General features: G+C 63.0%; 25 protein-coding genes. 4 read left to right on the forward strand and 21 right to left on the reverse strand.

The genetic code is table 11. The features are described 5' to 3' along the window. The first annotated feature begins 467 nt into the window (after positions 1-467). Positions 468-1,349 carry an MBL fold metallo-hydrolase gene (locus L6639_RS34520; protein ID WP_237866075.1) on the forward strand — a complete coding sequence of 294 codons (882 nt, stop codon included), beginning with the start codon at positions 468-470 and terminating at the stop codon, positions 1,347-1,349. A 330-nt stretch (positions 1,350-1,679) separates the two neighbouring features. On the opposite strand, the gene L6639_RS34525 is transcribed toward L6639_RS34520, so the two are convergent. The 9 genes from L6639_RS34525 to L6639_RS34565 form a co-directional block, all read right to left on the reverse strand. Then, entirely contained in the window at positions 1,680-2,717 is a 1,038-nt protein-coding gene (locus tag L6639_RS34525) for a patatin-like phospholipase family protein (protein WP_237866076.1), read from the reverse strand. After that, positions 2,714-3,643 carry a polyphosphate kinase 2 family protein gene (locus L6639_RS34530; protein WP_237866077.1) on the reverse strand — a complete coding sequence of 310 codons (930 nt, stop codon included), beginning with the start codon at positions 3,641-3,643 and terminating at the stop codon, positions 2,714-2,716. The genes L6639_RS34525 and L6639_RS34530 overlap by 4 nt, the downstream gene beginning before the upstream one ends. Then, positions 3,603-4,622, reverse strand: coding sequence for a branched-chain amino acid ABC transporter permease (locus tag L6639_RS34535; protein ID WP_237866078.1), 1,020 nt, complete (start codon positions 4,620-4,622; stop codon positions 3,603-3,605). The genes L6639_RS34530 and L6639_RS34535 overlap by 41 nt, the downstream gene beginning before the upstream one ends. Next, on the reverse strand, positions 4,619-5,500 hold the full coding sequence (locus tag L6639_RS34540; RefSeq protein WP_237866079.1) for a branched-chain amino acid ABC transporter permease: 882 nt from the start codon (positions 5,498-5,500) through the stop codon (positions 4,619-4,621). The genes L6639_RS34535 and L6639_RS34540 overlap by 4 nt, the downstream gene beginning before the upstream one ends. A gap of 7 nt (positions 5,501-5,507) precedes the next feature. Beyond that, entirely contained in the window at positions 5,508-6,212 is a 705-nt protein-coding gene (locus L6639_RS34545) for an ABC transporter ATP-binding protein (RefSeq protein ID WP_237866080.1), read from the reverse strand. Continuing rightward, complete coding sequence (locus L6639_RS34550; protein ID WP_237866081.1) at positions 6,212-6,982, reverse strand: ABC transporter ATP-binding protein; 771 nt, start codon at positions 6,980-6,982, stop codon at positions 6,212-6,214. The genes L6639_RS34545 and L6639_RS34550 overlap by 1 nt, the downstream gene beginning before the upstream one ends. Before the next feature lie 30 nt (positions 6,983-7,012). Continuing rightward, positions 7,013-8,323: an ABC transporter substrate-binding protein gene (locus L6639_RS34555; protein WP_237866082.1), complete on the reverse strand. Its 1,311-nt coding sequence runs from the start codon at positions 8,321-8,323 to the stop codon at positions 7,013-7,015. A gap of 92 nt (positions 8,324-8,415) precedes the next feature. Beyond that, on the reverse strand, positions 8,416-9,120 hold the full coding sequence (locus tag L6639_RS34560; RefSeq protein ID WP_237866083.1) for an NUDIX hydrolase: 705 nt from the start codon (positions 9,118-9,120) through the stop codon (positions 8,416-8,418). A gap of 29 nt (positions 9,121-9,149) precedes the next feature. After that, a complete protein-coding gene (locus L6639_RS34565) occupies positions 9,150-10,175 on the reverse strand; it encodes an ABC transporter substrate-binding protein (protein WP_237866084.1) in 1,026 nt (341 codons plus the stop codon). 137 nt (positions 10,176-10,312) lie between these two features. Between L6639_RS34565 and L6639_RS34570 the strand changes: the two genes are divergently transcribed. Beyond that, complete coding sequence (locus tag L6639_RS34570) at positions 10,313-10,762, forward strand: cupin domain-containing protein (RefSeq protein ID WP_237866085.1); 450 nt, start codon at positions 10,313-10,315, stop codon at positions 10,760-10,762. Positions 10,763-10,812: 50 nt separating this feature from the next. On the opposite strand, the gene L6639_RS34575 is transcribed toward L6639_RS34570, so the two are convergent. The 6 genes from L6639_RS34575 to L6639_RS34600 all read right to left on the reverse strand — a co-directional run bounded on the left by L6639_RS34575 (position 10,813) and on the right by L6639_RS34600 (position 15,862). Next, positions 10,813-11,586, reverse strand: a complete 774-nt coding sequence (locus L6639_RS34575) for an anti-sigma factor family protein (protein ID WP_237866086.1) — start codon at positions 11,584-11,586, stop codon at positions 10,813-10,815. Then, positions 11,583-12,101 carry a sigma-70 family RNA polymerase sigma factor gene (locus tag L6639_RS34580; protein ID WP_237866185.1) on the reverse strand — a complete coding sequence of 173 codons (519 nt, stop codon included), beginning with the start codon at positions 12,099-12,101 and terminating at the stop codon, positions 11,583-11,585. Before L6639_RS34580 ends, L6639_RS34575 begins: the two co-directional genes overlap by 4 nt. A 40-nt stretch (positions 12,102-12,141) precedes the next feature. Continuing rightward, on the reverse strand, positions 12,142-13,611 hold the full coding sequence (locus tag L6639_RS34585; RefSeq protein WP_237866087.1) for a YncE family protein: 1,470 nt from the start codon (positions 13,609-13,611) through the stop codon (positions 12,142-12,144). Between the two features lie 9 nt (positions 13,612-13,620). After that, complete coding sequence (locus L6639_RS34590) at positions 13,621-14,157, reverse strand: DUF305 domain-containing protein (protein ID WP_237866088.1); 537 nt, start codon at positions 14,155-14,157, stop codon at positions 13,621-13,623. Positions 14,158-14,258: 101 nt separating this feature from the next. Beyond that, complete coding sequence (locus L6639_RS34595) at positions 14,259-15,044, reverse strand: ABC transporter permease (RefSeq protein WP_237866089.1); 786 nt, start codon at positions 15,042-15,044, stop codon at positions 14,259-14,261. Continuing rightward, a complete protein-coding gene (locus tag L6639_RS34600; RefSeq protein ID WP_237866090.1) occupies positions 15,044-15,862 on the reverse strand; it encodes an ABC transporter ATP-binding protein in 819 nt (272 codons plus the stop codon). The genes L6639_RS34595 and L6639_RS34600 overlap by 1 nt, the downstream gene beginning before the upstream one ends. A gap of 143 nt (positions 15,863-16,005) precedes the next feature. Between L6639_RS34600 and L6639_RS34605 the strand changes: the two genes are divergently transcribed. Continuing rightward, entirely contained in the window at positions 16,006-16,788 is a 783-nt protein-coding gene (locus tag L6639_RS34605; RefSeq protein ID WP_237866091.1) for an ATP-binding cassette domain-containing protein, read from the forward strand. Next, complete coding sequence (locus L6639_RS34610; protein ID WP_237866092.1) at positions 16,785-18,344, forward strand: ABC transporter permease/substrate-binding protein; 1,560 nt, start codon at positions 16,785-16,787, stop codon at positions 18,342-18,344. Before L6639_RS34605 ends, L6639_RS34610 begins: the two co-directional genes overlap by 4 nt. Before the next feature lie 46 nt (positions 18,345-18,390). Here L6639_RS34610 and L6639_RS34615 read toward each other — a convergent pair whose 3' ends face one another. The 6 genes from L6639_RS34615 to L6639_RS34640 form a co-directional block, all read right to left on the reverse strand. After that, the gene (locus tag L6639_RS34615) at positions 18,391-18,777 is read right to left on the reverse strand and encodes a rhodanese-like domain-containing protein (RefSeq protein WP_237866093.1); all 387 of its coding nucleotides are present in this window, start codon (positions 18,775-18,777) and stop codon (positions 18,391-18,393) included. 229 nt (positions 18,778-19,006) lie between these two features. Then, positions 19,007-19,969, reverse strand: coding sequence for an ABC transporter permease (locus L6639_RS34620; protein ID WP_237866094.1), 963 nt, complete (start codon positions 19,967-19,969; stop codon positions 19,007-19,009). Continuing rightward, on the reverse strand, positions 19,959-20,912 hold the full coding sequence (locus tag L6639_RS34625; protein WP_237866095.1) for an ABC transporter ATP-binding protein: 954 nt from the start codon (positions 20,910-20,912) through the stop codon (positions 19,959-19,961). Before L6639_RS34625 ends, L6639_RS34620 begins: the two co-directional genes overlap by 11 nt. 20 nt (positions 20,913-20,932) lie before the next feature. Continuing rightward, positions 20,933-22,099 (reverse strand): COG1470 family protein, encoded by a 1,167-nt coding sequence (locus tag L6639_RS34630; RefSeq protein WP_237866096.1) that lies wholly within the window; start codon positions 22,097-22,099, stop codon positions 20,933-20,935. A gap of 217 nt (positions 22,100-22,316) precedes the next feature. Next, positions 22,317-23,249: an aspartyl/asparaginyl beta-hydroxylase domain-containing protein gene (locus tag L6639_RS34635; protein WP_237866097.1), complete on the reverse strand. Its 933-nt coding sequence runs from the start codon at positions 23,247-23,249 to the stop codon at positions 22,317-22,319. A gap of 74 nt (positions 23,250-23,323) precedes the next feature. Then, positions 23,324-25,036, reverse strand: coding sequence for a sulfatase-like hydrolase/transferase (locus tag L6639_RS34640; RefSeq protein ID WP_237866098.1), 1,713 nt, complete (start codon positions 25,034-25,036; stop codon positions 23,324-23,326). Between the last annotated feature and the right edge of the window lie 31 nt (positions 25,037-25,067).

Here is a 25,067-nt window from a genome sequence, read left to right on the forward strand (position 1 = left end):
AACAGCCGATCTACTATCAATGGATCGGTGATCTCTTCGGCCTGCAGAAGAAGGCGTAGCCACCGAGGCGGTTTACAAAACGCACAGCGCCGGGCAGGTAGGGGCTCTGCCTTGCTGATGCAGCCCACTAAACCTTGACCCGGCGTGCCGTTCGCGGTTTCTGCCGCTATGCGATAGTCCGAACGAGCTCCATCGCACTTAACGCGGCTGGATTTGCGGAGGTGGAGTCATAGACCTCCCCTTGCTCATGAGGTGGACGTTACGCGTCGCGCTGATCGCGACCACAGGCATGCTCCTCCCGTGACATAAAACTGTCAAGCGGGATCGATGTCCCCAAGGATCACATTTGCACAGCTGTTCCGCGACAGACTGTCCGGGTGAGAGCGCGGAATAAATCCCTCTCCGCAGCGTTTGTGTGAGAGACAATTCTCCCTCTTCCCCGCCATCCTTTTTTCAGAAAGCCAGAGATGAAAGCATTATCTTGCATCGCCGTTCTCGCGGCCCTCGTCACCGGTTCAGCTTTTGCGCAAGCGCCACAGACCTCGACCAAGAAGGTCGACGGCACCGACAACGTCTACATCTTCCGCTATGGCGGCCATCAGTCGATGTTCGTGGTGACGCCGAAAGGTGTGATCGCGACCGATCCGATCTCCTATTTGCGTCCGGCAAAGCCCTATATCGACGCGATCAAGGCGGTCACCGACAAGCCGATCAAGTACGTCATCTACAGCCACCATCATTACGATCACATCGCCGGCGGCCAGCCGTTCAAGGACCTCGGCGCCACCTTCATCGCGCATCGCCGCACCAAGGAGCGGCTGCTCGAATTGAAGAAGCAGAATTCGCTGCTGGCCGATATCGTCATGCCGGACCAGATCGTCGACGACCAGAAGATCATCACGCTCGGCGGCACCACGCTGGAGCTCGACTATGTCGGCCGCAACCATTCCGACAATTCGCTCGTGATGCGGCTGCCGAAGGAGAAGATCGTCTTCGTCGTCGACTTCGCGCCGATCGAGAGCGTCCAGTTCCGCAACATTCCTGATAACGCCTCGCCGCTCGAATATATCGCTTCGCTGAAGAAGCTGGCCTCGCTCGACTGGGAGCGCATGATCCCCGGCCATCCCTATGCCGGCGGCCGGCTGGGCACCAAGAAAGATGTCGAGGACGACATTGCCTACATGGAAGACCTCTCGACCGAGGTGAAGAAGGCGGCTGATGCCGGCAAGTGCTTCGACACCGCGATGAAGGAAGTGAAGCTGCCGAAGTACGAGAAGTGGGCGAATTACGAGGCGAGCCTGCCAGCCAATATCGAGCGCTTCTGCTACTGGTGGGGCCGGGGATACTAGCGGCGTGCACAGAAGTCGCAGGGTGGGCACAGGCGCGTCAGTGCCTTGCCCACCCTGCGAGACCTGCCGCGATGATGGCATCATGCACGTGTTTTGCCCGACGGGTCAATCGATTTTTCTATAAATCCGAATATCGGGTGCATTCGCCGGCAGGCCACTGATTCCATGCCCCCGGCTACTGTGCATGGGGTTGTTTTCGCAACCTTTGTCGATGGCCGGCTCAGCGGCCCAAAAGCATGATCAGGAAAAGTGCGAAGCGGTTTTCCGAAAAGATCATGCTCAAACAATAACCTAAAGCGCGATGACGATTCATCCCAATCTCATCGCGCTTTAGAGAAACATGTCTGTCAGGTCGACCGTCGAGGCCCTTCCGATCCGGTCAAAGTTTTTCGTCAGCCAGCTTCGCGCGGCCTCGCGGCCCTCATCGCGCAGGCGACACAAGAGGCTCCATTCGGGATGGAACTGCGTCGCCGTTCCGAGTTGCGACATCAGCTGGTCGTTTCCGATCCAGTGCATGAACATGCGGCTATGCGTATCGCGATCGAGCTCGCCGTTGTCGATAAGCCGGGTCGCGAAGGCAATCGCGCGCATCTCGCGCATCAGTGACGAATTGAAGCTGATCTCATTGATGCGATGGAGGACGTCGGCGGCGCTTGCCGGAAGCTCGTCACGCCGGATCGCGGTCACCTGCACGATGATGACGTCGTGACTGCCCTTGCGATAGATCAGCGGAAAGATCGCGGGATTCCCGAGATAGCCGCCATCCCAATAGTGCTCGCCGTCGATCTCGACCGCCTGGAAATATGGCGGCAGGCAGGCCGACGCGAGCACCGCCTCAGCGCTGAGCAGCGGCGTCTGGAATACCTTGATCTTGCCGGTTCGGACATTGGTGGCGTTGAGAAAGAGCTGCGGTGCGTCCGGCGACGAATTGAGCCGCTCGAAATCGATCACGCGTTGCAGCAAGGACCGGAGCGGATTCAAGTGGAATGGGTTGAGCAGGTTCGGCGGCACCGTATGCGTCAGCGTGTGGATGAAGGCATGGACGGGGTGATATTCCGGCGGCAGCTTGAGGGCCTGGATCAACTGGTTGACCGGTGAGAACAGGTCATAGACCTGGTCCATCCGCGAGACCTCGTTCCAGAACGCATGCAGGTTCTGCCGCGCAGCCTCGGCTCCGCCGATAGCCATGCCCGAGGCAAGCGCCACGGCGTTCATCGCGCCCGCGCTTGTGGCGCTGATCGCCTCGATTGCGAGCCTCCCGTCCTCGAGCACCTGGTCGAGCACGCCCCAGACGAAGGCGCCGTGCGCGCCGCCGCCCTGCAGCGCGAAGTTGACGTTCTTCTGGTTCCTGGTCTCGGGAGCGGTCATTTTTCGCGCTTCCGTCCGCCCTTCCCCTCGCTCTCCAGCGCTTTTCGAACATCGGCAAACTCACGCAGCGAGGCCTTGTCGGCACGGGGGAAGCGCAGGTCCAGCTTTTCCAGCTCCGCGACGATGACGGAGCCGATCACGACGCGCGCGAACCATTTGTGGTCGGCCGGCACGACATACCAAGGCGCATGCGGCGTCGCGGTGTGGCGCACGATGTCCTGATAGACCGCCTGGTAGCGCGGCCACAGAGCACGCTCCTCGATATCGCCCATCGAGAATTTCCACTGCTTGCCCGGCTCTTCCAGCCGGTCGAGAAAGCGCTTGCGCTGCTCCTCCTTGGAAACGTTGAGGAAGAATTTCAGCACCACGGTGCCGTTGCGCATCAGGTAGCGCTCCCAGGCGGCAATGTCCTCGAACCGCTCCTTCCAGATGTTCTTGGTCACGAGCTTTTGCGGCAGCTTCTCCTTGACGAGCAGCTCCGGATGCACGCGCGTCACCAGGCATTCCTCGTAATGGGAGCGGTTGAAGATGCCGATATGGCCGCGCTCCGGAAGCGCGACCACGTGGCGCCAGAGGAAATCGTGATCGAGTTCCTTGCTGCTCGGTGCCTTGAAGGCGGAGACCTCGCAGCCCTGCGGATTGATGCCCTCGAAGATCGCCTTGATCGCGCTGTCCTTGCCGCCGGCGTCCATGGCTTGGAATACGATCAGGACCGACCAACGATCCTGCGCGTAGAGCTTTTCCTGGAATTCGACGAGACGCTTCTTGTTGGCGTCGAGAATCTCCTGCGCCGCCTCCTTGTCCAGATCGCCCCTCGCGTCGGTCTTGTAGTCTTTCAGGTGAAACTTACCGGACCCGTCATGGCGGAATGGCGTGATGTAGCGGTCAAGTTCCTGGGCGAGCGATTTGGACGGCTTTTTGCTCATGAGCGCGGGGCACCTTGCGTTGCGGCTTCAATCGATCGAGCAGGCTACCAAGGATGCCCTTCGGAAGGAATATGATGAAAAGCACCAACAGCACGCCGTAGACGAGATTGTCCCAGCCGACCGCCCTGGTGCCGAAGCCGATACGCAAGGTTTCCGCGAGCAGGATGGTGATGACGGCACCGACGGTCGGACCCAGCGAGACGAACAGACCGCCGACAATGGCCGCGAACACCATCTGCAGCGACACCGCGATGCCGGAGACGGTGTCGGGCGTGATGAACATCTGGTACTGGCAATAGATCGCGCCGGCCAGCGCCGTCATCAGGGCGCTGATCAGCGTGATCTTCAGCTTCTCCGCGGTGACATTGACGCCGGCGGCGGCAGCGGCGTCCTCGTCCTCCGATATCGCCTCCAGCGCGTAGCGGCTCATGCTGCGATCGATCAGATGCCAGACGACGATGCCGCCGAGCCAGACCGCAAGCGCGATCAGGTACCAAGTGGTCTTGTCGTCGAATTGCAGCGCCAGCAGCTTGTTGCCGGACGCGCGGTTCGGCGTGTAGCCGAGCGAGCCGCCGGTATAATCGCGCGTTGCCGTGATGACCTGAAGCACGATGCCTGACAGCGCCAGCGTCACCAGCACGAAATAGTGTCCGGTGATGCGGAAGCGGAAGCAGGGATAGCCGACGATCAGCGCCAGCGCGCCGGCCGCGACCATGCCGATGGGAATGCCGATCCATGGCGACAGGCCGAGATGGTTCCACAAGAGCGCGGTGACATAGGCGCCGATGCCCATGAAACCGCCGTGCCCAAGCGAGACTAGGCCGAACCGCCCCATCATCGACCACGATGTGTAGGCGAACGACCAGATCAGGATCAGCACCAGAATGTGCAGATGATAGGGATCGCGATATACGAAGGGCAGCGCGACCAGCGCCGCCAGCCCGATCCCCCACGCTGCAAATCGCCCCTGCCCCGTCATCGGCGCCTCGCGAGCAGGCCCGCGGGCCGGATGAACATCATGACGATGAAGAAGGCAAAGGCGAGCACGTAGCCCCATTCGAGATCGGAGAACAAGCCACCAAGCGAGATAATCTCGGCGAACACGAACGCGGCGATGAAGCCGCCGATGAAATTGCCGAGGCCGCCGAGCACGCAGATCAGGAAAGTGATCGGGCCGAAGGAGAGGCCAACGAAGGGATGCACGTCATATTGCAGCACGAGCAGGCAGGCGGCGAGCCCGGCCAGCCCGCCCCCGATCGCGGAGGTTATGAGATAGATGCGTTTGGTATCGACGCCCATCAGCGCCATGATCTGCCGGTCCTGCGAGATGGCGCGGATCGCCGTACCGGTGAAAGTGCGGGTCATGAACAGATAGACCGCGACCATGCCGACCAGCGCCGCCAGGAACGAGAGGAGGCGTGCATAGCTGAAATTCATGTCGCCGAACGCGAGCACCGGCAGCCGGATGCCGAGGTTGCGGAAGTCGATGCCGAAAGCGACGGTGGCAAAGCTCTGCAGCACGAACAGCACACCACCGGTGGCGAGCAATTGGTTGATCGGCGGCGCGGTGAGCAGCGGCGCGATCACCAGATAATGCAGGAGAGCGCCGAGGATCGCGACGAGCAGGATAGTGAACGGCGCTGCGATGAAATAGCTGATGCCGTAATACTGGACCATGAAATACATGGCGTACATGCCGATCATCACCAGCTCGGCGTAACAGATCCAGGTCACGTCGATGACGCCGAAGATCAGGTTCAGCCCGAGCGCAAGCAGCGCCAGCACGCCGCCGAGCAGGATGCCGTTGATCACGGCTTCCAGCAGATAGATGTCGAAGATATCCAGAAACGCCTGCATATGCCGCTCACACCCCGAGATAAGCTTCCTTGACCGTGTCGCTCGCCAGCATCTCCGCCGAGCTACCGGACGCCCTGATCGTGCCGGCCTCGATCAGATAGGCACGGTCGACCACCTTCAGCACCTGCTGCACGTTCTGCTCGACGATCAGCACCGTCAGCCCGCTGGCGCGGATCCGCTTGACGAGCTCGAACACCTGCTGCACCACGACCGGCGCCAGCCCGGCCGATGGCTCATCGAGCAGCAGAAGCTTTGGCTTCGACATCAGTGCGCGGCCGATGGCGCACATCTGCTGCTCGCCGCCGGACATGGTGCCGGCCATCTGGTGGCGGCGCTCCTTCAGCCGCGGAAACAGATCGAACACGACCTCGAGCCGCTCGGCATAATGGCCGCGCGCCTCCTTCATGAAGGCGCCCATCTTGAGATTGTCGTCGACCGAGAGCTGCGGAAACAGCCGCCGGTTCTCCGGCACATGCGCGATCCCGAGGCTGACAATCTTGTGCGGCGGCGTCGCGAGGACGTCGACACCCTCCATCGCGATCGATCCGCGCGAGGGGCGGATCAGGCCGGAGATGACGCGCATCAAGGTGGTCTTGCCGGCGCCGTTCGGGCCGATCACGCCCACTGCCTCGCCAGCCTTGACCTCGAGATGGACGTCGAACAGCGCCTGGAAGGTGCCATAGCCGGCGCTGACGCTACGGAGCTCCAGCATCATTGACCTCCCGCGCGACGGCGCGCTTCGGCGGCCGCGGCCTGGGTGGTCTCGGCATCGGTGCCGAGATAGACCTCGATGACGCGCGGATCGCCGGCAACCGCGCTGGGCAGCCCCTCCGAGATCTTCTCGCCGTGGTCGAGCACCATGACGCGGTCGACGACGCGCATCAAAACGCCCATGATGTGCTCGACCCAGATGATGGTGATGCCGAGCTCATCGCGGATGTTGCGCAGCATGTCCGCCGCCTGGTCCATCTCGGCCTCGTCGAGGCCGCCGAGGCTTTCGTCTGCGAGCAGCAGCTTGGGCGCGGTGGCGAGCGCCTTCGCAAGTTCGAGCTTCTTCAAACCGGCCGCGCCGAGGCCGTCGACGCTGGCATGACGATCGGCCGGCAAGCCCACCATCCTAAGCGAACGCTCGGCCGCTTCCTCGGCCTTGACGCGGCTATGGCGACCCTGGCCATAGAAGCCGGCAAGGGCGACGTTCTCGAAAATGGAGAGGCGGCGAAACGGCCGCGGGATCTGGAAGGTGCGACCGACGCCGCTGTTGATGATCCGGTGCGGCGCGAGGCCCGCGATCTCCGAACCATCGAACAGGATCGATCCGGCGCTCGGCGAAAGCGTGCCTGAGAGCATGTTGAAGATCGTGCTCTTGCCCGAGCCGTTGGGGCCGATCAGGCCGAGGATCTCGCCCTGCTCGACCCTGAACGACACGTTATTGACGGCGGTGAAGCCACCGAACCGCTTCACGAGCCCGCTGACCTCCAGCACCGTCCCGCTCTCCTTGTCAAAAGTATTGCGCTACTGGTTGCTGTAGGTGGTGCCCTTCGGCAGCGGCAGCACGGCTTCGCGCTGTGCCTGGCTCTTCGGCCAGACCACCGAGGACTTATCGTCGATATACTGGATCACGACCGGGAATGACCGTTCGTTCTGCCCCGCCATTGGCGTGCCCTCGCCAAAGAACTTGACGCCGAAGCCGAGCATGGTGCCGCCCTCTGGGATGTCGGTGTCGAGCGCAGCCTTGCGCAACGCCTCCGGATCAATCCCGCCATACTTCTTGATGGCGCGCGGCAGCACATCATCCATGAAGACGTAGGTGTTGGACGCACCGATGCCGACATGGGCGGAGCGGATGGCGACGCCGGGCCTGATCTTGTCGAACTCCTCGCCGATCATCTTGATGACGGGCGCAAGCTTCGGATCCATGGTCTTCTGGTTGGCGAGCCAGATCGAGATCGGATCGGTGTCGAAGAGATAGTTGGCGTCGGCGCCAAGGCCCTCTTTCAGCTTCTCATAGACCCCGTAGCCCGCGCCATGGCCGACGAGAGCCGCGAATTTCAGCCCCTGTTCGCGCGCCTGCCGCAGCAACAGGGTGATGTCGGGGTTGTAGCCGGTGTGGAAAACGACATCGGGCTTGGCGCGCTTCAATTTGGTCACCAGTGCCGACAGATCAGGCGCGGTGGCGGAATAGCCTTCCTTCAGCACGACGTTGAAGCCCGCTTTCTTCGCGCCGGCCTCATTGCCCTTGGCAACGTCGACGCCATAGGCGCCGTCCTCGTGGACGATGGCGACACGCAGGTCGCTCGGCTCCTTGCCGAACTTCGCCTTGGCGTTCTGCGCGATGAAATCCATCGTCATCGTGCCGAATTGATCACCGCTCGCCTGCGGGCGGAAGACGTATTTGTAGTTCTTGTCGGCAACCACGGCGGATGAGATGCAGGTCGTGATCCACATGAACTTCTTGAGCTGCTCGACGCGGGCGGCAACCGGCACGCATTGCGCCGAGGAGAAGAAGCCGAGCACCATGTCGACCTTCTCCTGCTCGAGCAGGCGGACGGATTCGTTGATGGCGACGTCGGGCTTGCTCTGCGCGTCGGCGTAAACAGCCTCAACCTTGTAGCCCTCGACGCCGGTCTTGGTGAAATGGTCGAGGATGATCTTGGTGCCGAGATATTCGAGCTCGGAGCCGCCACCCGCAAGCGGGCCGGTCAGGTCGAAAATCACGCCGATCTTGATTTTCTTGTCTTGAGCCTGGGCCGAAACGGTCAAGCCCATCGCTGCAATCGCGATCAACAGCCCACGTACCAAGCGGGCAGCCATGCGCAGGCGCATCTAAACCTCCCTGGACGATTGTGCATTGCAGTTTCTTGTTTTGCTTTTCGCCCATCACATGGGCTGCGTCGCGCGATGTCAAGCCTTGCGCTTCAGCGCGAGGCGAACTGCTGCGCGATAAAGGCCGTGACAAACCGCGGCATGGTGGGGGTGAGATCATCGATCCCGCGCACGAGATGAATGGCCGAAAGCTCCGGCTCAGCCTGGCGAGCCAGATTGGCTTCGATCCGCGCACGAGCCGCCTCCCCCGGCATGTCCAGGTTGAGGATCTGGATCATTGCAAGCGCGGTGCCGGTAACGACACAGTGCCAGTCGGCCTCGGCCGAGTAATCGGCAGGCGAGAGACCGGTCTCTTCCTGGAGTTCGCGGACGACGCTGCCGGGAATGTCGAGGGTGCCGTCCCTGACATCGTCGAGGTCGGGGGTACCCGACGCGAAATAGATGCGTCCGGCATTGGCCGTGTGATGTGCCATCTCGCCCATCACAAAGGCGCCATCGGAGGTGCGCAGCGCCCCCATGCCGAAGCCGTTGAACACGGCAGGGTCGGGAAAGCCCCAGTCGCGCCAGGCCAGGAAGCTCGCGAAATCCGTCTCGAAATAGGTCGCCGAGAGATGACCGTCCGTGAATAAGGCATCGCGCCCGAGCAAAACCCGGCCGTTCCAGAGCTTCGGCCGCGCGCGCTGCTGCTCGGCGAAGTGCGCGGTGATCTCATCCCGCCGTTCCTCGGCAAACGGCCAGACGACGGGGTGCACGGCAAGATCAAGCGTCGTGACGCGATGAATGGAAGGTGACGTCATGACGCCTGATTACCAAGCTTTCGCGTCAGTTATTTGGCGCTGCCCGTGGTCTTCTTCGCCTGTTCGACAAATTTGTTCGTAAATGTCTTGCTGACGTCGATCTTGGCGTTCGCGACCTCGGGCGAGCCGACGCTGAACACCGCGAGCACGGCGTCTGCGCCCTTCGGGTCCATCTTGCCGGTCTCGGAGAACATCGGGATCGTGTTCTTCAGCGCGGCGAGATAGAGGTCCTTGTTCTTGCCAACCATCTCCTCCGGCATCTTCGCCATGATTTCCTCGGGCGAGTGCGAATGGATCCAGGCGAGCGTCGACAGCATCGCGTTGGTGAGCGCCTGCACCTCCTTCTCGTGGCCAGCGACCCAAGCCGCCGTCGAGTACAAGGCGCCACCCGGATATTCGCCGCCGAAGGTCTCGAGCGTGTCCTTTTGCGTCCGGGTGTCGCTGAGGATACGCAGGTCCGGATGGCTGCCCTTGAGCACGGTGACCGAGGGATCGAGCATGACTGCGGCGTCGATCTGCCCCTGCTCCATGGCAGCCACCGCGGTGGCGCCGAGGCCGACGCCGATCACGGCGGTGCCGGCGGGATCGATCCCATTCTTCTTCAGAAGATATTTCAGGAAGAAATCGGTGGAGGAGCCGGGCGCACTGACCCCGACCTTCTTGCCGGCAAGATCCTTGATCGACTTGATGTCCGCCGTGTGCGAGGGCGCAACGACCAGCACGAGGCCCGGATAGCGGTCATAGACCACGAACGCCTGCAGCTCCTGCTTCTTGGCCGCCAGGTTGACGCAATGGTCGAAATAACCCGAAACGACGTCCGCGCTGCCGCCGAGCACGGCCTTGAGCGCGTCCGAGCCGCCCTTGAGGTCCACGAGGTCGACATTGAGGCCGGCCTTCTCGTACTCGCCAAGCTGCTTGGCCAGCACCGTCGGCAGATAGCACAGGCAGGCGCCGCCGCCGACGGCAACCGTGATTTTGGTTTGCGCTGCGGCAAGCGAGGTGGTGAGCGTCAGCGCAAGCAGCGCGCCCGCGAGCCTCGCAATCGTGTTCTTCATTGGTTTCCTCCGTTCGGCTGGCGGCACCATAGAGCAGCAGGGCTGGCTTGAGAAGGACGCCCAACTGCACTGGCCATCAGCCTTTTGGCGCAATAGCATGCGCCCACAACAACAATCTCTGATGGGGAGGATCATCCATGAATCGCCTTGTTGCCGGGCTGTCGATCACCGCCGCCTTCGTCGCCGGATGCAGCGCGACCTATTTGCTTGGGCCCGCGCTGGCCGCCGAAAACATCACAGCGCAGATCATCCACACCGGCGAGATGGAAGGAGATGCACTGGGCCCCGCCAACCAGGTCGGATACCGCTCCAAGACGTTCATGACCGCGGATGGCTCGACCGTGTCGATCCAGGTCGGCAATGTGCCGAAGCACCTGCATCCCAACACCAATGAGATCCAGTACATTCTTGATGGCACCGGGACGATCTGGCTCGGCGACAAGGAAGTGACGGTGAAGCCGGGCGACCTCGTCATCATCCCCAAGGGCACGCCGCATGGCGGCACCAAGCCAATCAGCGGCCAGGTCAAGGCGATCGCGATCAAGACGCCGCCGCAGGCGCCTGACGACGTCAAGCTGCTGGATTGAGGTTGCGCGATCCGGGCTCGCGCCAGCGCGCGGGCCCCTTTTTACGAAAGCTAGATCGGGCCTGCCTGCTTCCGGATTTCGTTCGCGATCGGCTTGAGGATCTCCCCCGAAAGCTGGCCGACGAGCGTATAGCCCATGCCACGGTCCGCCCACGCGAAGCCCGCGACGTCGCCGGCCACGTGCGGAAGCATCGGCGTGTCCCGACCACCGCTGCTCATTGGACGTGTCAGCACGACGAGACGGTCGCCCCGATCGTCGTCATACATGAACATCGCGGCCGGGCCGTGCGACGTTGCAACCAGGCGTCCGCCCATCAGCCGATAGCCTGACACCGAGAGGTCCGGCACCTTGATCGGCTGCTGCAGCCGGTTGGAGACCCACCGCGTGAGCTCAGCACTGTCGGAGGCCCGTATCTCGACCGGCCGGACACGGTCCGGTGCATAGACGTTGTAGGAGTAAGCGGCCTCCTGAGCCAACGACGACAGCCCATTCGATCCCTCCTGGAGCAGGCTACGCATGGACCAGCCGCCGACAGCGCCGATACCGAGGAGCAAGACCGCCGCAATCGCACCCCACCCCCGCACAGGACGCCGCGCCCGATTCTCGATGATGCGCGACAAATTCAGCTCCGCCGGCAAAGGCTCGTCGGCAATTGAGGCGAGCGCGCCCCGCAACTGTTCGCGCTGGGTAGTGAAGGCCGCGACGCGCCCGGCGACATCAGGATGATCGTCGAGATAGGATGCGACCTCCGCGCGACGCTCGGGCTCGAGCGCCTGGTCCACATAGGCGTGAAGATCATCCTCAGTGATCGGCCGCTGGCTCATTTCACGCTCCGCAATGCCACGACATTTCCTGGCGCCACGCCATCCATCTCCTGCTGCAGCCTCTCCCGCGCGCGCGACAGTCGCGACATCACGGTGCCGATGGGAACGTTGAGGACCGCTGCGGCATCCGCGTAGGAGAGATCCTCGACCGCAACGAGCAGCAAGGCGGCCCGCTGCTCTTCCGGCAGCCTCGCAAGCTTGCCCAGAACATCCTGATAGATAAGCCTTTGCTCCTGCCCGGCCGCGCTGACGAGTTCCTGCTCGCCTGCTTCGTCGATCGGCATATGTCTGCCCCGCGCTATCGCCTGGCGGAATTGCGTGACCGCCAGATTGTGGAGGATGGTGAACAGCCAGGCGCGCACGCTGCCGTCACGCCGTTGATGCCATCGGCTGACGGCGCGCTCCAGGCAATCCTGGACCAGATCATCGGCCGCCGCGCGGTCGCGCATCAGCGCGCGCGCATAGCGGCGGAGCGCGGGGATCAGCGGTTCGACCTGAACCAGCATGTCCTTCATGATGCGCTCCGCCTGCTCTCCATCGCCGTTCGGCTGGACGTCATTGCGCCTCGATCTGGACGGCATCGCCGGGCATCGCCGCGTCGCCGGAGGCAATCACGAGATAGCGCCTCGCGGGGGCAGCAGAACGGTCGACAATCTGCCGGATCGGGCCGGCCGCATTGACGATAGCCGATCCGGCCGGGTTGGTCATGAATGCCGCCAGAGGCTGCAATTTACCACTTCCGTCGCCGTGGTCCGCCAGCGCAAGCACATATTTCTGCTTGGGCTGAAGTCCTGTCACCGAGGCTTGCAACACCTGAATCAACCCCTGATCGAACAGCGACACGCTGGTCGCCGTCTTGCCATCCTTGGTGCCATCCTTCGGCATGAGCGCAAGATGAGCAACCTGGCCGGCAACGCCGAGTGCCTGTAAGTTCTCGCGGTCATCCGGATTAGGTGCGGCGTTTGGGACATAGGCGATTGCTTGCGGAGCCTGGCCGATGGGGACGTTGGCAACGACCTTGTTGGTCGTACTATCGATGACTGCAAGCGCGTCGGCGTTCTCCAATCCCACATAGACGCGAGTGCCGTCGCCGGACGGCCAGACGCCGTGCGGGAGATTGCCGACGGGAATCGTCGCGACCTGCGAGAAATCGTCGGTGCGGAACACTTTCACCTCGTTCAAACCGCCGATTGTGACGTAGGCGAACGTGCCCTGGGCGGTGTGCGCGAAGTTGACGTGATTGGTGATCGGCCCGGTGTCGATCGTCTTGATCGGGTTGAACGGCGGCTTGGCGTTGAAAACCTGGGTCCGGCCGACATCCTTCAGCGTGAACCAGACCTGGCTGCCATCCGGCGTCGCCGCGATGTTCGGGCAGAACGGGCTCTCCTGCTTCACCGTGGCGATGATCTTGTGCTCGGCGACCGATACGACATCGGTCTCGGGATTGAAGGACGAGCAGATGTAACCGTACTTGCCGTCGGGTGAGAAGATCTGCATGCCCGGCCCGTTCGGGGTCGTGATGCGGGTTTTCTCTTCAAAGCTCCCGGGGTCGATGACGGAGATGTAGTTCTCACCGCGCACGGTGACCCAGACCTCCTTGCCATCGGGCGTAAAGAATGCCTCGTGCGGCGATCGTCCGACGTAGGTGATGTGCTTCACCGAGTTGGTCGCGGTGTCGATGAACGTCACCGAGTTCGAGCCGATCGAAACCACGGCGAGTGTCTTGTGATCGGGCGAGAAGCCCATGCCGTGCACAAGCACCTGGCCCTTGTAGAGCGGGCTGAAATTGCCGGGCTGTGGGTCGCCCAGACGGATCACACCAAGCAGCTTGTTGTCGGCGGGGTCGGTGACGGAGACCGTATTCGAGAACTGTTCTGCCGCGTAGACGCGGTCGTGGTGGCTAATCGGGATATCGGGAGCCGACAATCCGCCCGGCGCCTGTCCCGCCCGTGCGAGCGAACCCGTCGCGAGCATGGTGGCCGCCAGAAGAACGCTCTTCCCGATCGTGTTTCTTAAACTCGTCATGCGTGGCTCCTATTTCTTCATTCCGGCAGACATATCCATCTGCATGCTGGGATGGTGATGGACGTCGGCGACTGGAACGGATTGCGACTGAGTCGGCGCAGGCGTCGTGTCCGTCGCGGGCTCACCGATCGCGAGCTTCATGGCCGCGATCTCCTGCATCTGGTCGACGATGATTTCCTGAGCGATGCGCCGCAACTGCTCGTTCTTGCCGTAACGCAGCTCGATCACCGCCATGTCGATCGCGCCCTGATGATGCGGATTCATCATCGCGACGAAGTCGCGATCGATGTCGCCGGTCGGCTTGGCGGCCATGTCGTTCATCATCTTGGTCATGGCGGCGTCGTTCTCCTGCAGGAACGCACTTTCCTCTGCGCTCAGGGCAGCCTGTGGAGCGGCCGGGTGCGCTTCATGGGCGAACACCAGCGGAGGCACCGCGAAAGCGACAAGGATACGCGCGGCAAACAGCGTCGTGCCAAGACCGGGCCTTGGCCATCGGCATCTGCTTGCGAGCGCCGCAGCGACGCGGTGAAACGGGGACGGGTGCATCCAAAACTCCCATGCAGGCGGTTGCATGGGGGTATGACGCGTGGCCGTGCGTTCTATTCCGACCGGCCAATCACATAAATGTCAGCAGTCAGGCGAGGCGGCTAGCCACGCCCGTCCACGGTCGGCCGCCAGACCAGCAGCCGCCGCTCCACCAAAGTCACCCCGAAATCGATCAGGATGACGAAGGCTGACAGCACGAACATGCCGGCGAAGACGCCGGCGACGTCGAACACGCCCTCTGCTTGTTGAATGAGATAGCCGAGGCCGGCCGCTGATCCCAAATATTCGCCGACGACGGCGCCGACCACGGCGAAACCCACCGACGTGTGCAGCGAGGAGAACATCCACGACAGCGCCGACGGCCAATAGACATGCCGCATCAACTGCCCCTCGCTCATGCCGAGCATGCGGCCGTTGTCGAGCACGGTGCGGCTGACTTCCTTCACGCCCTGATAGACATTGAAGAACACGATGAAGAACACCAGCGTCACGCCGAGGGCAACCTTGGACCAGATGCCGAGGCCCAGCCACAGCGCGAAAATCGGCGCCAGCACCACGCGCGGCAGCGCATTGACCATCTTCACGTAAGGGTCGAACACGGCGGCAACCAGCGGCTGCCGCGCGAACCAGAAGCCAATGAGGACGCCGCCGAGCGAGCCGATCACGAAGGCCAGGATCGACTCCACGAGCGTGATCCAGAGATGCTTCCAGATCACGCCGGAGACGAACCATTTGACGATCTGCTCGAACACGTCGACCGGATTGGAGAAGAAAAAGGGCGGCAGCAGGATCTTGCCAAACACCGGCACCGTCGACAGCAACTGCCACAGCACGATGCAGACGATCGCGACCAGGACTTGCAGCGCAAGCAGCGAGACGCGCGACATCAGACTGCCTCCGCCGCATGGGTGGATTGGGCGTAGCCCTTCATCACCTCGTCCTTGAGCACGCTCCAGATCTCGCGATGCAGTGCATGGAACTCCTTGTCCAGCCGCACCTCGAAAATGTCGCGCGGGCGCGGAAGCGTGACGCGCCAATCGCCGATGATGCGCGAGGACGGCCCCGCGGACATGATCACGACTCGGTCGGCAAGCGCGATCGCCTCCTCGAGGTCATGGGTCACGAACAGCACCGCCTTGCGGTCGGTGTTCCAGAGATCGAGGAGCAGATTGCCCATCACCTGGCGGGTCTGCGCGTCGAGAGGCCCGAACGGCTCGTCCATCAGGAGGATCTTGGGATCGCGGATCAGGACCTGCGCCAGCGCCACGCGCTTGCGCTGGCCGCCAGAGAGCATGTGGGGGTAGCGGCCCGCAAAGGCGCCGAGGCCCACGGACGTCAGCCATTTCTGGGCCTGGAGCAGCGCCTCGGCACGCGGCGTGCCCCTGATCTCGAGGCCGATGGCAACGTTGTCGAGCGCGGTCTTCCAGGGGAATAGCGCGTCGGCCTGGAACAGATAGCCGGCCTCCCGGTTCAGCCCCGCGAGCGGCCGATCAAAAATCCTGACGCTGCCGGCGGCCGGCTTGAGCAGGCCGGCGGCGACGTTGAGCAGCGTGGATTTTCCGCAGCCGGTCGGCCCGACAATGGCGACGAACTCGCCCTGCGCGACCGTCAGATGGGCCTTCTCCACCGCTGTATAGACCCGCCCGTCCCCCAGCCGGAACGCGACCTTGGCATCTTCCAGCGCCACTGCCGTGGGCGTCGTCATGTGTTCCCTCCAAACTTGGCTTGATGCCTTAGCCGCTCGCGCGACCAAGTTCAATCAAGCGGCCAAGCGTGCTACGCATGGGGCTGGCCCTGCTCTCACCCTCCCTGGAGGGGGAGGGTAAGAGAACAGCGAGCCCACCAGCGATGCCTTCCAAGCCGGCGATCAGCTACCGAAACGTCAGCAAGAGCTTCGGTCCCCTCAGGGCCGTCGAGGATGTGTCGCTCGACATCGCCGAGGGCGAGTTTCTGGCCGTCGTGGGCGGCTCGGGCTCGGGCAAGACGACGCTGCTGCGGCTCGCCAACCGGCTGATCGAGGCCGATGACGGGACCATCACGATCGAGGGCGGGAACGTGCAAGACATCGATCCGGTCGCGCTGCGGCGCCGGATCGGCTACGTCTTCCAGAGCGGCGGCCTGTTTCCGCATTTGAGCGTCGCCGACAATATCGGGATCACGCCAAAACTGCTCGGCGCGCCGGCAACCGATATTGCCGCGCGCGTCGACGAATTGATCGAGCTGATGCAGCTCGACCGTGCCTCCCATCGCGACCGGCTGCCGGAAGCGCTCTCGGGCGGCCAGCGCCAGCGCGTTGGCGTGGCGCGGGCACTGGCAGCCAAGCCGCGCATCATGCTGATGGACGAGCCGTTCGGCGCGCTCGATCCCCTCACTCGCGACGCCCTCGGCGAGGATTTTCGCGAGCTGCACCGCAAGCTCGGCCTGACCACCGTGATGATCACGCACGACATGACGGAGGCGATCTTGCTCGCCGACCGAATCGCGGTGATGCGCGGCGGAAGGCTGCTCGCGCAGGGTACGCCGGCAGAGCTGTCAGCGAGCACCGACGCCTATGTGCTGGAATTGCTGCGCACGCCGCGGCGCCAGGTTGAACGGCTGAACGCGCTGCTGCCACAGGGCGGTGCGGCATGAGCCTCTTCAATGATCCGCGCTGGGGCGAGGCGCTGTCGCATTTGCCCGACTATCTCGGCAATCATGTGCGGGTGAGCCTCGCCGCGCTCGCGCTCGGCCTCGTTGTCAGCCTGCCGCTCGCGATCCTGACACGCAATCGTCCGGCGCCGCGCGCCATCCTGCTCGCCGTCGCGAGTATCGTGCAGACCGTGCCAGGGCTCGCACTGCTCGCCCTGTTCTATCCGCTGCTGCTGCTCGCCGCCTCCGTGACACTGAAATGGTTCGGCGTTTCGTTCTCCGCGTTCGGCTTCCTGCCGGCGATGCTGGCGTTGGCGCTCTATTCGATGCTGCCGGTGCTGCGCAACGGGATCACCGGGCTGAACGGGATCGATCCCGCATTGATCGAAGCCGCCAAGGGCGTCGGCATGACGGCGCGACAATCGCTCGTCATGGTCGAGCTGCCGCTGGCGTTGCCGGTGATGATGGCCGGCATCCGCACCGCCGCGGTGTGGGTAATCGGCACCGCGACACTGTCGACGCCGATCGGACAAACCAGCCTCGGCAATTACATCTTTGCCGGGCTCCAGACCCAAAACTGGGTGTTCGTTCTGTTCGGTTGTTTCGCTTCAGCGCTGCTGGCGCTCGCGGTCGATCAGCTGCTGGGCCTGATCGAGAGTGGCCTGCGTCAGCGCGGCCGCCTGCGTACGGCGCTCGGCGCGACCGGGATCGCGGCGCTGGTTGCGGCAACGCTGGTGCCGACAATGGGGCGTTCGTCGTCCGGCTACGTTGTCGGCGCGAAGACCTTTGCCGAGCAATATGTGCTCTCGGCCCTGCTTCGAGACCGCCTCCAGGCGGCCGGTCTCACCGCTACAGCACGGTCCGGTCTCGGCTCGAGCGTGGTCTTCGGGGCGTTGAAGGCCGGGGATATCGATCTCTATGTCGATTATTCCGGCACGCTCTGGGCCAATCAGTTGCACCGCACCGACATCAAGCCGCGCGCAGAGCTGGTGGCGGAGTTGAAGACGGCCCTCGCCAAGGACAACATCACCCTGCTCGGCGAGCTCGGTTTCGAGAATGCCTATGCGCTGGTGATGCCGAAGAAGCGGGCCGACGCGCTTAGCATCCACACCATCGCCGATCTGGCCGCGCATACGTCGACAATGTCGATCGCCGGCGACTACGAGTTCTTCTCACGACCGGAATGGGCGGCGCTGCAGAAGGCCTATGGTCTTCAGTTCAGCGCGCAGCGCCAGATGCAGCCGGACTTCATGTATGCGGCCGTGGCCAGCGGTGAGGTCGACGTGATCGCAGGCTACACCAGCGACGGCCTGATCGCGAAATACGATCTGGTGGCGCTCGACGATCCCAAGCAGGCGATTCCGCCCTATGATGCGATCCTGCTGCTCGCACCGAAGCGCGCCGGCGACGAGCGGCTCAAGGCGGCACTGAGCCCACTGCTCGGCAAGATCGACATCTCCACCATGCGCGAAGCAAACCTGCGCACCAGCGGCAACGATGCGAATTCCTCGCCGGATGCCGTGGCGAAGTGGCTGTGGGAGAAGGTCGGCGGGCGCTAGGATATTCCTAAGCGCAACGCCCGGCGCGCTCCCACACCGCCGCTTGCTATATGACCGGCTTCTCGATTGCACCGCCGGCGTCGACCCAATCCTTGAAAGCGCCGACGTTGTAGACGTGGGCGTAGCCCATGTCCTTGAGCATCTTGCCGGCCAAGGCGGAACGACCGCCTGAGGCACAATAAAGAATCACGGTCTTCTCCTTGGCAAAAGCCTTGTCGTGATACGGCGATTCCGGATCAGCGCGAAACTCCAGCATGCCGCGCGAGACGTTCACCGCGCCGTGAATCTTGCCGCTCTTTTCAACCTCCGGCGCATCGCGCACGTCGAGCACGAGCGTGTTGCCCTTGCCGATCATCTCCTTCGCCTGGGCCGGCGTGATCTTGGTCACGACGGCGTTGGCAGCCTCCAACATCTGCTTGACGGAAATTGCCAATGACTCCTCCTCTCGTTTGCGGTTCTATCGAGCGCCTCCATTAGCCGGCCTCGCCTCTCGTCGCGTCCCTCGTTCGGAGGACGGCGCGAGCAATGTACCATGGATGCGGCAAACTGGCTCTGCGACAGGATGGGGGACGGTAGGCAGAGTTGAGGGGGCAGCCGCAGGGGACTTTCGGCCACCCCCTCCTGCCCTCTCCTGGAGGACGAGAGGGCAAAGCGCAATCAGCTCACGCCCTCACCTCCTGCCGCTGAAACAGCACATAGCTGAATGCGAACAGGACGATGGTGCCGGCGACGAGACCGACGGTCTGCGGCCAGGCGAGCATGACGCTTTCGCCGAACGGCAGCGGCGCGCCCATAACGGCACCACGGAGCTGATCGAGGAACACCGGTCCGAGTGAGCGGGTCGTCGGCGACAGCACCGCCAGCATCGCTTCTTCAAACAGATCGTTCGGCGATAGCCGCAACAGCTCCTGCGCCCACACTGCAGTCGCCGGATCGTTCAGGCCGAGCAGCGCATAGCGCGGGTCAGGGGGCGCGACCACCTGTGCCAGGGCTGGGGCCAGCATCGGCCAGAGTATTGTCAGGAATAGCCAGACGCCCAGCGAGACCAGGGCCGCGGTAGCAGCCGAGCGGAACACCGTGGACAGCAGCATCGCCAGCGATAGCCAGACACCCGCATAGAAGATCGCCACAACCAGGAACACCAGCGATCGCGCGACCTCCTCGCCGCCGGGCGGCACGCCGAGGAAGATCAGGCCGAGGCCGATCACCAGCAGCCACAGGGCGGCAAGGCTGATACCGATGGTGGCGAGCGCCGCAAGGAACTTCCCCATCAGCAAGGCATCGCGATAAATCGGCTGCGCCAGGATGCGCGACAAGGTTCGCCTGTTGTGCTCGCCATTGACTGCGTCGAAGCCGAGTCCAATGGCCATCAGCGGAATGAGGAAGCCGAGGATCGCGACAAAGGACGGCAACGGCGCCTGGTCGATCGTGAAGAGCCGCAGCAGCAGGAACGGATCTTCGGCGGTGTTCTGCCTGAGGCTGTTGATCGCCTCGTACAGCGCAGCAAGTGCCGTGAAGACGATCAGGAGCTGCAGCATCAACATCCGGACGCTGGAGATATGGTCAGCGAGCTCCTTGACGAGGACGGTCGACATTCCCTGGAAAGGTGATCCCTCACGCCGCATGACGAACGCCTCCCGCAGGCTGGTCCTGGAAATAGCGTGCATAGATCGCCTCGAGGCTCGGCTCGTCGACGGACAGTCTGCGCAAGGCGCCGTCAACCGCGACCACCGCGCGGGCCGCATCCGCTCGCACGTCACGCTCCGCAGTCATGCGGAAGCGATCGGTGGAGAGCGTCTCGACGTGGGTGACGCCGGGAATCATGGCGAGCCGCCTGGCGATACCCAGCCCTTCAGCCTCGACCTCCACGACAAAGCCAGCGCCCAGCACCTTGACCGCAAGCTCCGGCACCGCCCCCACCAGCACGATATGACCGGCCTTGAACAAGGCGACGCGATCGCAGATGCGCTGCACCTGGTCGAGCATATGGGACGACAGCAGCACTGTGATGCCTTCGACCTTGAGCTCTCCGATCAGCCCCAGAAACTCCTGGGTCGCTTGCGGATCGAGGCCCGATGTCGGCTCGTCCAGGATCGCGATCTCGGCGCGCTTCATGATGATCTCGGCAAGGCCCAGCCGCTGTCGCATGCCGCGCGAGAAGGTGGCGACCCGCTTCGAGGCGACGTCGATCAGCCCGACACGCCGCAGCGCCTGCTCGATCCTGCCCGCACGCTCCGCGCGAGCGAGCCCCATCAGCTTGCCGGTGTAGGCGAGATTTTCCGCCGCCGTGAGCTGGTCATAGAAGCCCACGGCATCCGGCAGATAGCCGACGCGGCGCTTGACCTTGAGCGGCTCGCGGGCCGGATTGAATCCGAGCACGCTGATCTCACCCGACGATATCTCAGTGAGACCGAGCATCATCAGAATAGTCGTGGTCTTGCCGGCACCGTTCGGGCCGAGCAGGCCGAACACCTCGCCCCTGACAATGTCGAGGTCGATGCCGTCGACCACCGCCGTGTCGCCGTAGCGCCTTGTGAGGCCGCGTGCGTGGATGACAGGAGGAGGCATGGTTTGCGTCTGCTGCTCGTTCATCGCCGCCCGAACCTCGCAACGGCCCCAAGCATCAACAGCAACGCGACGCCGATGACGCCGGCGCCGGCCATACCCCATACGGTCGAGGTGCCGACTGTGATGCGGAATTGGCTCGAAGCGGCTTCACCCTTCGAGGTGGCGCGGATATTGGCCTGATAATCGCCGGCCAGCGACTTGTCGCTCGGTGTGAGCAGCGCCTGGACTTCGCTGTCCTTGCCTGGCACGAGACGATCGATCGTCGCGGGCTCGAATGTCACCTTCCATCCGTTCGGCGCCGTGGCGGCCAGCGTGATATTCTCGGCCGGCGCCGTCCCACTGTTGCTCACGACGATCGGAATCGAGCTCTGCTTGCCCGCGACGGCGCGCGCGCTCAACAGGCCATCGCGGCCGGAGATCTGGAGCTGCGGCTCGCCGACCACGTCGAGCGCAAGCTCGGTCGTGGCTGAGGCGTCGCCCGCCTTAACCGTCACCTTCACTGGAAAATGGCCGGCAGCGGTCGAGCTGGGTGGCCGCACCTTCAGCTTGATGTCCTTGGATTGACCGGCATCGATCGGGATCGAGGACAGCTCCTGCGTGCCATAGGCTTCGGTGAATGAGGTTTCGAAATTGGCGGGCGCATCGGCAGCGAAGCTAGCGACGACGTTGCGGCCCGAGTCGTTCTTGATCGAGAGCGTATAGTCGAAATTCGATTTCGGACTGCCCCGCAGCGACGGCAGGCTGGACTTCAAGGTCAGCTTGGCGGGCAGCTCCTTGGCGAGCGACACGGCGATGGGAAGTTCGGCGTTGGTGCCCTGCCCCTCGGCCGTGACCGTGAGCGTATGTGCGGTGAGATCGCTGGTGGCCGGGATGTCGAGCCGAAGCTGGAGCGCGACACTGCCATCGGGCGCCGGCATCGCCGCACCGACCGGCTGGCCGCCGCCCAACAATGTCGCGGTCCAGCCGCTCGGTGCGCCGGTGACCGAAAGCTGATAGCGCTCCGGCGCGAGGCCGTAGTCCTGCAGCCGCAGCGACACATTGGTCGTGGTCCCCGGCCGCACCGTGACCGCCGGATAGTCGGTCATGAGGTAGAGGCCCTTGATGTCGTGCACCGGCTCGGCCGCATAAGCGGACGAACCGAGCAACATGAGGGCAAATGCAAGACGCGCAGCATCAAGCGCTCGCATGGACGATACTCCTGCAAGGAAAGTTGAATCGGATCGGGCACCGCGACCCCGGAACGACTGAGTTGCGGCGTGACGGATGATGGAAACAATCGTGACGAAGTTTTGGAAACGAAGCGGCCCGCCAATTACAAGTCGGTGATTTCGGCCATGTTCGGCTCAGACTTTAGTTTGAACTGCGTGCGCGCTCGAAAGATTACAACATCGTAATACGATGCTTTCACGCGAACGCCGTCGCCAGAAAGGCCGCGATGACGCCACCGATCAGCAGATACTTCACGACATAGTACACACGCCTGTTCCAGGCCTTCATCCGCTTGCCGAGCAGCCGCACCTGATAGGCATAGGCGAAGACGCGGTTGATCCAGCCGACGCGCTCGCCCTCCACATTCTGCGTCGCGCTTTCACTGATGATGTGCCTGGAGACCCAGCGGTTGACGGAGATCATGGCGCGCGTCTTGAGTGGCCGCTCGACGTCGCAGAACAGGATCAGGCGATCATCGCCGGTCGTGTTCTCGGCATAGTGCAGATAGGTCTCGTCAAAGAGCAAATCTTCGCCGTCGTGCCAGACATAAGGCTCGCCGTCGATGAAGATGCGGCACTCGCCCGGCGACGTCGGCACTTGGAGGCCGAGGTGATAGCGTAGCGACCCGGCATAGGGATCGCGATGCTGCACCAGCCGACCGCCAGGCGGAAGGTTCGCAAACATCGCGCCCTTGATGATCGGAATGGCGTCGAGCAGCGCCACCGTCTTCGGACAATTGGCGAGGGCCGACGGCAGCGGCTCTTCGTACCACTTCAGGTAAAAACGCTTCCAGCCTGTACGGAAGAAGGAATTAAAGCCCCAATCATTGTACCTGTCGGCTGCCTTGATGGCGCCCTGCGCAAAAAGTTGCTGCGCCTCCTCACGGATTATCTGCCAATTCTGGCGCAAGATGAGGAGTTCCGGAACCATTCCGACATCGAGGATCGGTCGGTTCGGCACCGCAGAAAACATGTACATCAGGACATTGTACGGCGCCATCAGGGTCGAGTGATCTGACAGCTGACGCCAAAATCCCAGCCGCACGCGTCCGCGGAAATGGACCGCGAACGTCGAGCCGATGAAGGCCCATAGCACAAGAAATTGCGGCGACAGCAGACGCATGACCATCGCAAAATCCGCAAGATATTGAATGCCGGAATGTTAGCAGTCGGCCGAGCCCGGCTCAAGCGGGACGTCCGGCCTCAAAGCCCATGGATCATCCCGGCGTTGATCAGCAGCCGGTTCAGCCGCCGCGCCTCAACGCCGTCCTTGCAGCCGTAAAAGATCCCATTGCAGCGGAGCATGATCTGTTTCTGCTCCGCGAAGGACGGGTCGAGCGGAATACCGGCGGCTTCCTGGATGACCAGCGGCAGATAGGGGCCGTCGATCGTGTCCATCACGGCCTCGCTCTTGACCGGCTCAAAATTGACCGCGTCGATTGCGTAATAGGTCGCATAGAGACGCGGATCGTAGGCGTCGAGCTTCTTGCCGATCGCGCCTTCGTCGAGCCCCGGCTCGAGCAGGTTGGGCGCAAATTCAGGCTGGTGATCGCCATAGCGCACGATCAGGAACGGCTCGCCCGGAAAATTCTTCTTCAAGCCTGCGAGGAAGGCTTTGTATTGCTCGGCGCTCATCGCCTGCCGGCGCAGATATTCATCGATGGACGCCACGTTGCCCGGCGCACGCCAGTTCGGCAGCAGGTCGGGGCGGAAGCGTGTCTCCCAGGGGAAGTGATTGGCGCCGAGATAGATGAAGGTGAACAGCGGCTTGTTCGGCGTGCGCTCGCCCATCAGCCGCAGCGCCTTGTCGTAGAAGAAGCTGTCGGGCTCGACGTCTTTCGCCCCGAGATCGTGAGAATCGAGGAAGCGCTCGACGCCGGTCGTCTGCTGGAAACTGCGCGCGCCCATGAAGCCGCCATAGGCCGGATAGAGCGACATGGTCTCGTAGCCGCAACGGCGCAAGCCGAGCGGTAGGCCACGTTCGACGCGCCCCGACGCAATGCGCGTCACGAAATAGGCGAAGCGGCCGAATGAGCGCGAAGACAGACCCGCAAGCACGTTGTATTCGGTGAACCAGCTCGGCCCGCCATTGCTTTCAGCCAGGAAGGTGCGCTCCTTGCCGTCCCAGGACTTGAAATGGCTGCCATAGCCCGGCGGCACCTTGATGCCCTGCGCGGCGCGGATGTCGAAGCTCGATTCATCATGGATCATGATGATGTTCGGCCGGCGGCCGGCCGGATGGCAGGCGTCGACCAGCGGCATATTGAGCCGCTCATTGGTTGCGGCGGCCGACTCCATGAAACCGTACTGCACGAAATCCGAGACCGCAGTGACGCCGGAGCGGAAGAATTTCGAGAGATAGCCGTCGTCGTAATAGCCGCGCCAGGCTTCGTCAGGATGATAGGCGGAATAGAAGACCAGGGCGGCGAGACAGGCGAGCTTGCAGGCGAGCGCCGGAAGGCGGCGGATGCGGAACGGATCGAGCCACCACAACGCGTACATCAGGGGCAGCGTGACTAGGCCAGCCCCGATCACCGACCAGCGCAAATTCGGGAAGATTGTGAAAAGGAACGCGACCGTGTCGCGATCGATCATCATCAGGTCGATGAAGTTGACGGTCATCTGCACGACGTCGTGCTTGAGCCGGGACAACAGCACCAACACCACGACCATCGTGAGCGACAATGCGCCTGACAGCGCCGGCCGGCGGAGCAGCGCGATCCAGAAAAAATTGAGAATGCCCCAAGCGAGCAGGAAGGACAGACGCGAGCCGAAATCGGTCTCGGTCTCATACATCAGCGCAAGCGCAGCGACATGCGGCGCGGCCACCGCAAGCAGCCGCCAGATGCCGAGCGCGGCGACGCTCGCCATGACGGCGGTGGCGGCAGAAGGACCAGGATTGGACGCGGACGCCATCGACGACACGCTGAACTTGGGTCCGGCGCGG

Origin of the sequence: Bradyrhizobium zhengyangense (genome assembly GCF_022012555.1) — a bacterium.
In the GTDB taxonomy this organism is placed as follows: Bacteria; Pseudomonadota; Alphaproteobacteria; order Rhizobiales; family Xanthobacteraceae; genus Bradyrhizobium; species Bradyrhizobium zhengyangense.

Excerpts from the sequence above, each read along its gene's own strand:
- L6639_RS34565 (WP_237866084.1), bottom strand. The coding sequence starts at position 10,175 with ATGAAGAACACGATTGCGAGGCTCGCGGGCGCGCTGCTTGCGCTGACG.
- L6639_RS34600 (WP_237866090.1), bottom strand. The coding sequence starts at position 15,862 with ATGACGACGCCCACGGCAGTGGCGCTGGAAGATGCCAAGGTCGCGTTC.
- L6639_RS34610 (WP_237866092.1), top strand. The coding sequence starts at position 16,785 with ATGAGCCTCTTCAATGATCCGCGCTGGGGCGAGGCGCTGTCGCATTTG.
- L6639_RS34625 (WP_237866095.1), bottom strand. The coding sequence starts at position 20,912 with ATGCCTCCTCCTGTCATCCACGCACGCGGCCTCACAAGGCGCTACGGC.
- L6639_RS34560 (WP_237866083.1), bottom strand. The coding sequence starts at position 9,120 with ATGACGTCACCTTCCATTCATCGCGTCACGACGCTTGATCTTGCCGTG.
- L6639_RS34555 (WP_237866082.1), bottom strand. The coding sequence starts at position 8,323 with ATGCGCCTGCGCATGGCTGCCCGCTTGGTACGTGGGCTGTTGATCGCG.
- L6639_RS34575 (WP_237866086.1), bottom strand. The coding sequence starts at position 11,586 with ATGAGCCAGCGGCCGATCACTGAGGATGATCTTCACGCCTATGTGGAC.
- L6639_RS34605 (WP_237866091.1), top strand. The coding sequence starts at position 16,006 with ATGCCTTCCAAGCCGGCGATCAGCTACCGAAACGTCAGCAAGAGCTTC.
- L6639_RS34545 (WP_237866080.1), bottom strand. The coding sequence starts at position 6,212 with ATGCTGGAGCTCCGTAGCGTCAGCGCCGGCTATGGCACCTTCCAGGCG.
- L6639_RS34530 (WP_237866077.1), bottom strand. The coding sequence starts at position 3,643 with ATGAGCAAAAAGCCGTCCAAATCGCTCGCCCAGGAACTTGACCGCTAC.
- L6639_RS34620 (WP_237866094.1), bottom strand. The coding sequence starts at position 19,969 with ATGCGGCGTGAGGGATCACCTTTCCAGGGAATGTCGACCGTCCTCGTC.
- L6639_RS34585 (WP_237866087.1), bottom strand. The coding sequence starts at position 13,611 with ATGACGAGTTTAAGAAACACGATCGGGAAGAGCGTTCTTCTGGCGGCC.
- L6639_RS34535 (WP_237866078.1), bottom strand. The coding sequence starts at position 4,622 with ATGACGGGGCAGGGGCGATTTGCAGCGTGGGGGATCGGGCTGGCGGCG.
- L6639_RS34520 (WP_237866075.1), top strand. The coding sequence starts at position 468 with ATGAAAGCATTATCTTGCATCGCCGTTCTCGCGGCCCTCGTCACCGGT.
- L6639_RS34630 (WP_237866096.1), bottom strand. The coding sequence starts at position 22,099 with ATGCGAGCGCTTGATGCTGCGCGTCTTGCATTTGCCCTCATGTTGCTC.
- L6639_RS34580 (WP_237866185.1), bottom strand. The coding sequence starts at position 12,101 with ATGAAGGACATGCTGGTTCAGGTCGAACCGCTGATCCCCGCGCTCCGC.
- L6639_RS34595 (WP_237866089.1), bottom strand. The coding sequence starts at position 15,044 with ATGTCGCGCGTCTCGCTGCTTGCGCTGCAAGTCCTGGTCGCGATCGTC.
- L6639_RS34525 (WP_237866076.1), bottom strand. The coding sequence starts at position 2,717 with ATGACCGCTCCCGAGACCAGGAACCAGAAGAACGTCAACTTCGCGCTG.
- L6639_RS34590 (WP_237866088.1), bottom strand. The coding sequence starts at position 14,157 with ATGCACCCGTCCCCGTTTCACCGCGTCGCTGCGGCGCTCGCAAGCAGA.
- L6639_RS34570 (WP_237866085.1), top strand. The coding sequence starts at position 10,313 with ATGAATCGCCTTGTTGCCGGGCTGTCGATCACCGCCGCCTTCGTCGCC.
- L6639_RS34540 (WP_237866079.1), bottom strand. The coding sequence starts at position 5,500 with ATGCAGGCGTTTCTGGATATCTTCGACATCTATCTGCTGGAAGCCGTG.
- L6639_RS34635 (WP_237866097.1), bottom strand. The coding sequence starts at position 23,249 with ATGGTCATGCGTCTGCTGTCGCCGCAATTTCTTGTGCTATGGGCCTTC.
- L6639_RS34640 (WP_237866098.1), bottom strand. The coding sequence starts at position 25,036 with ATGGCGTCCGCGTCCAATCCTGGTCCTTCTGCCGCCACCGCCGTCATG.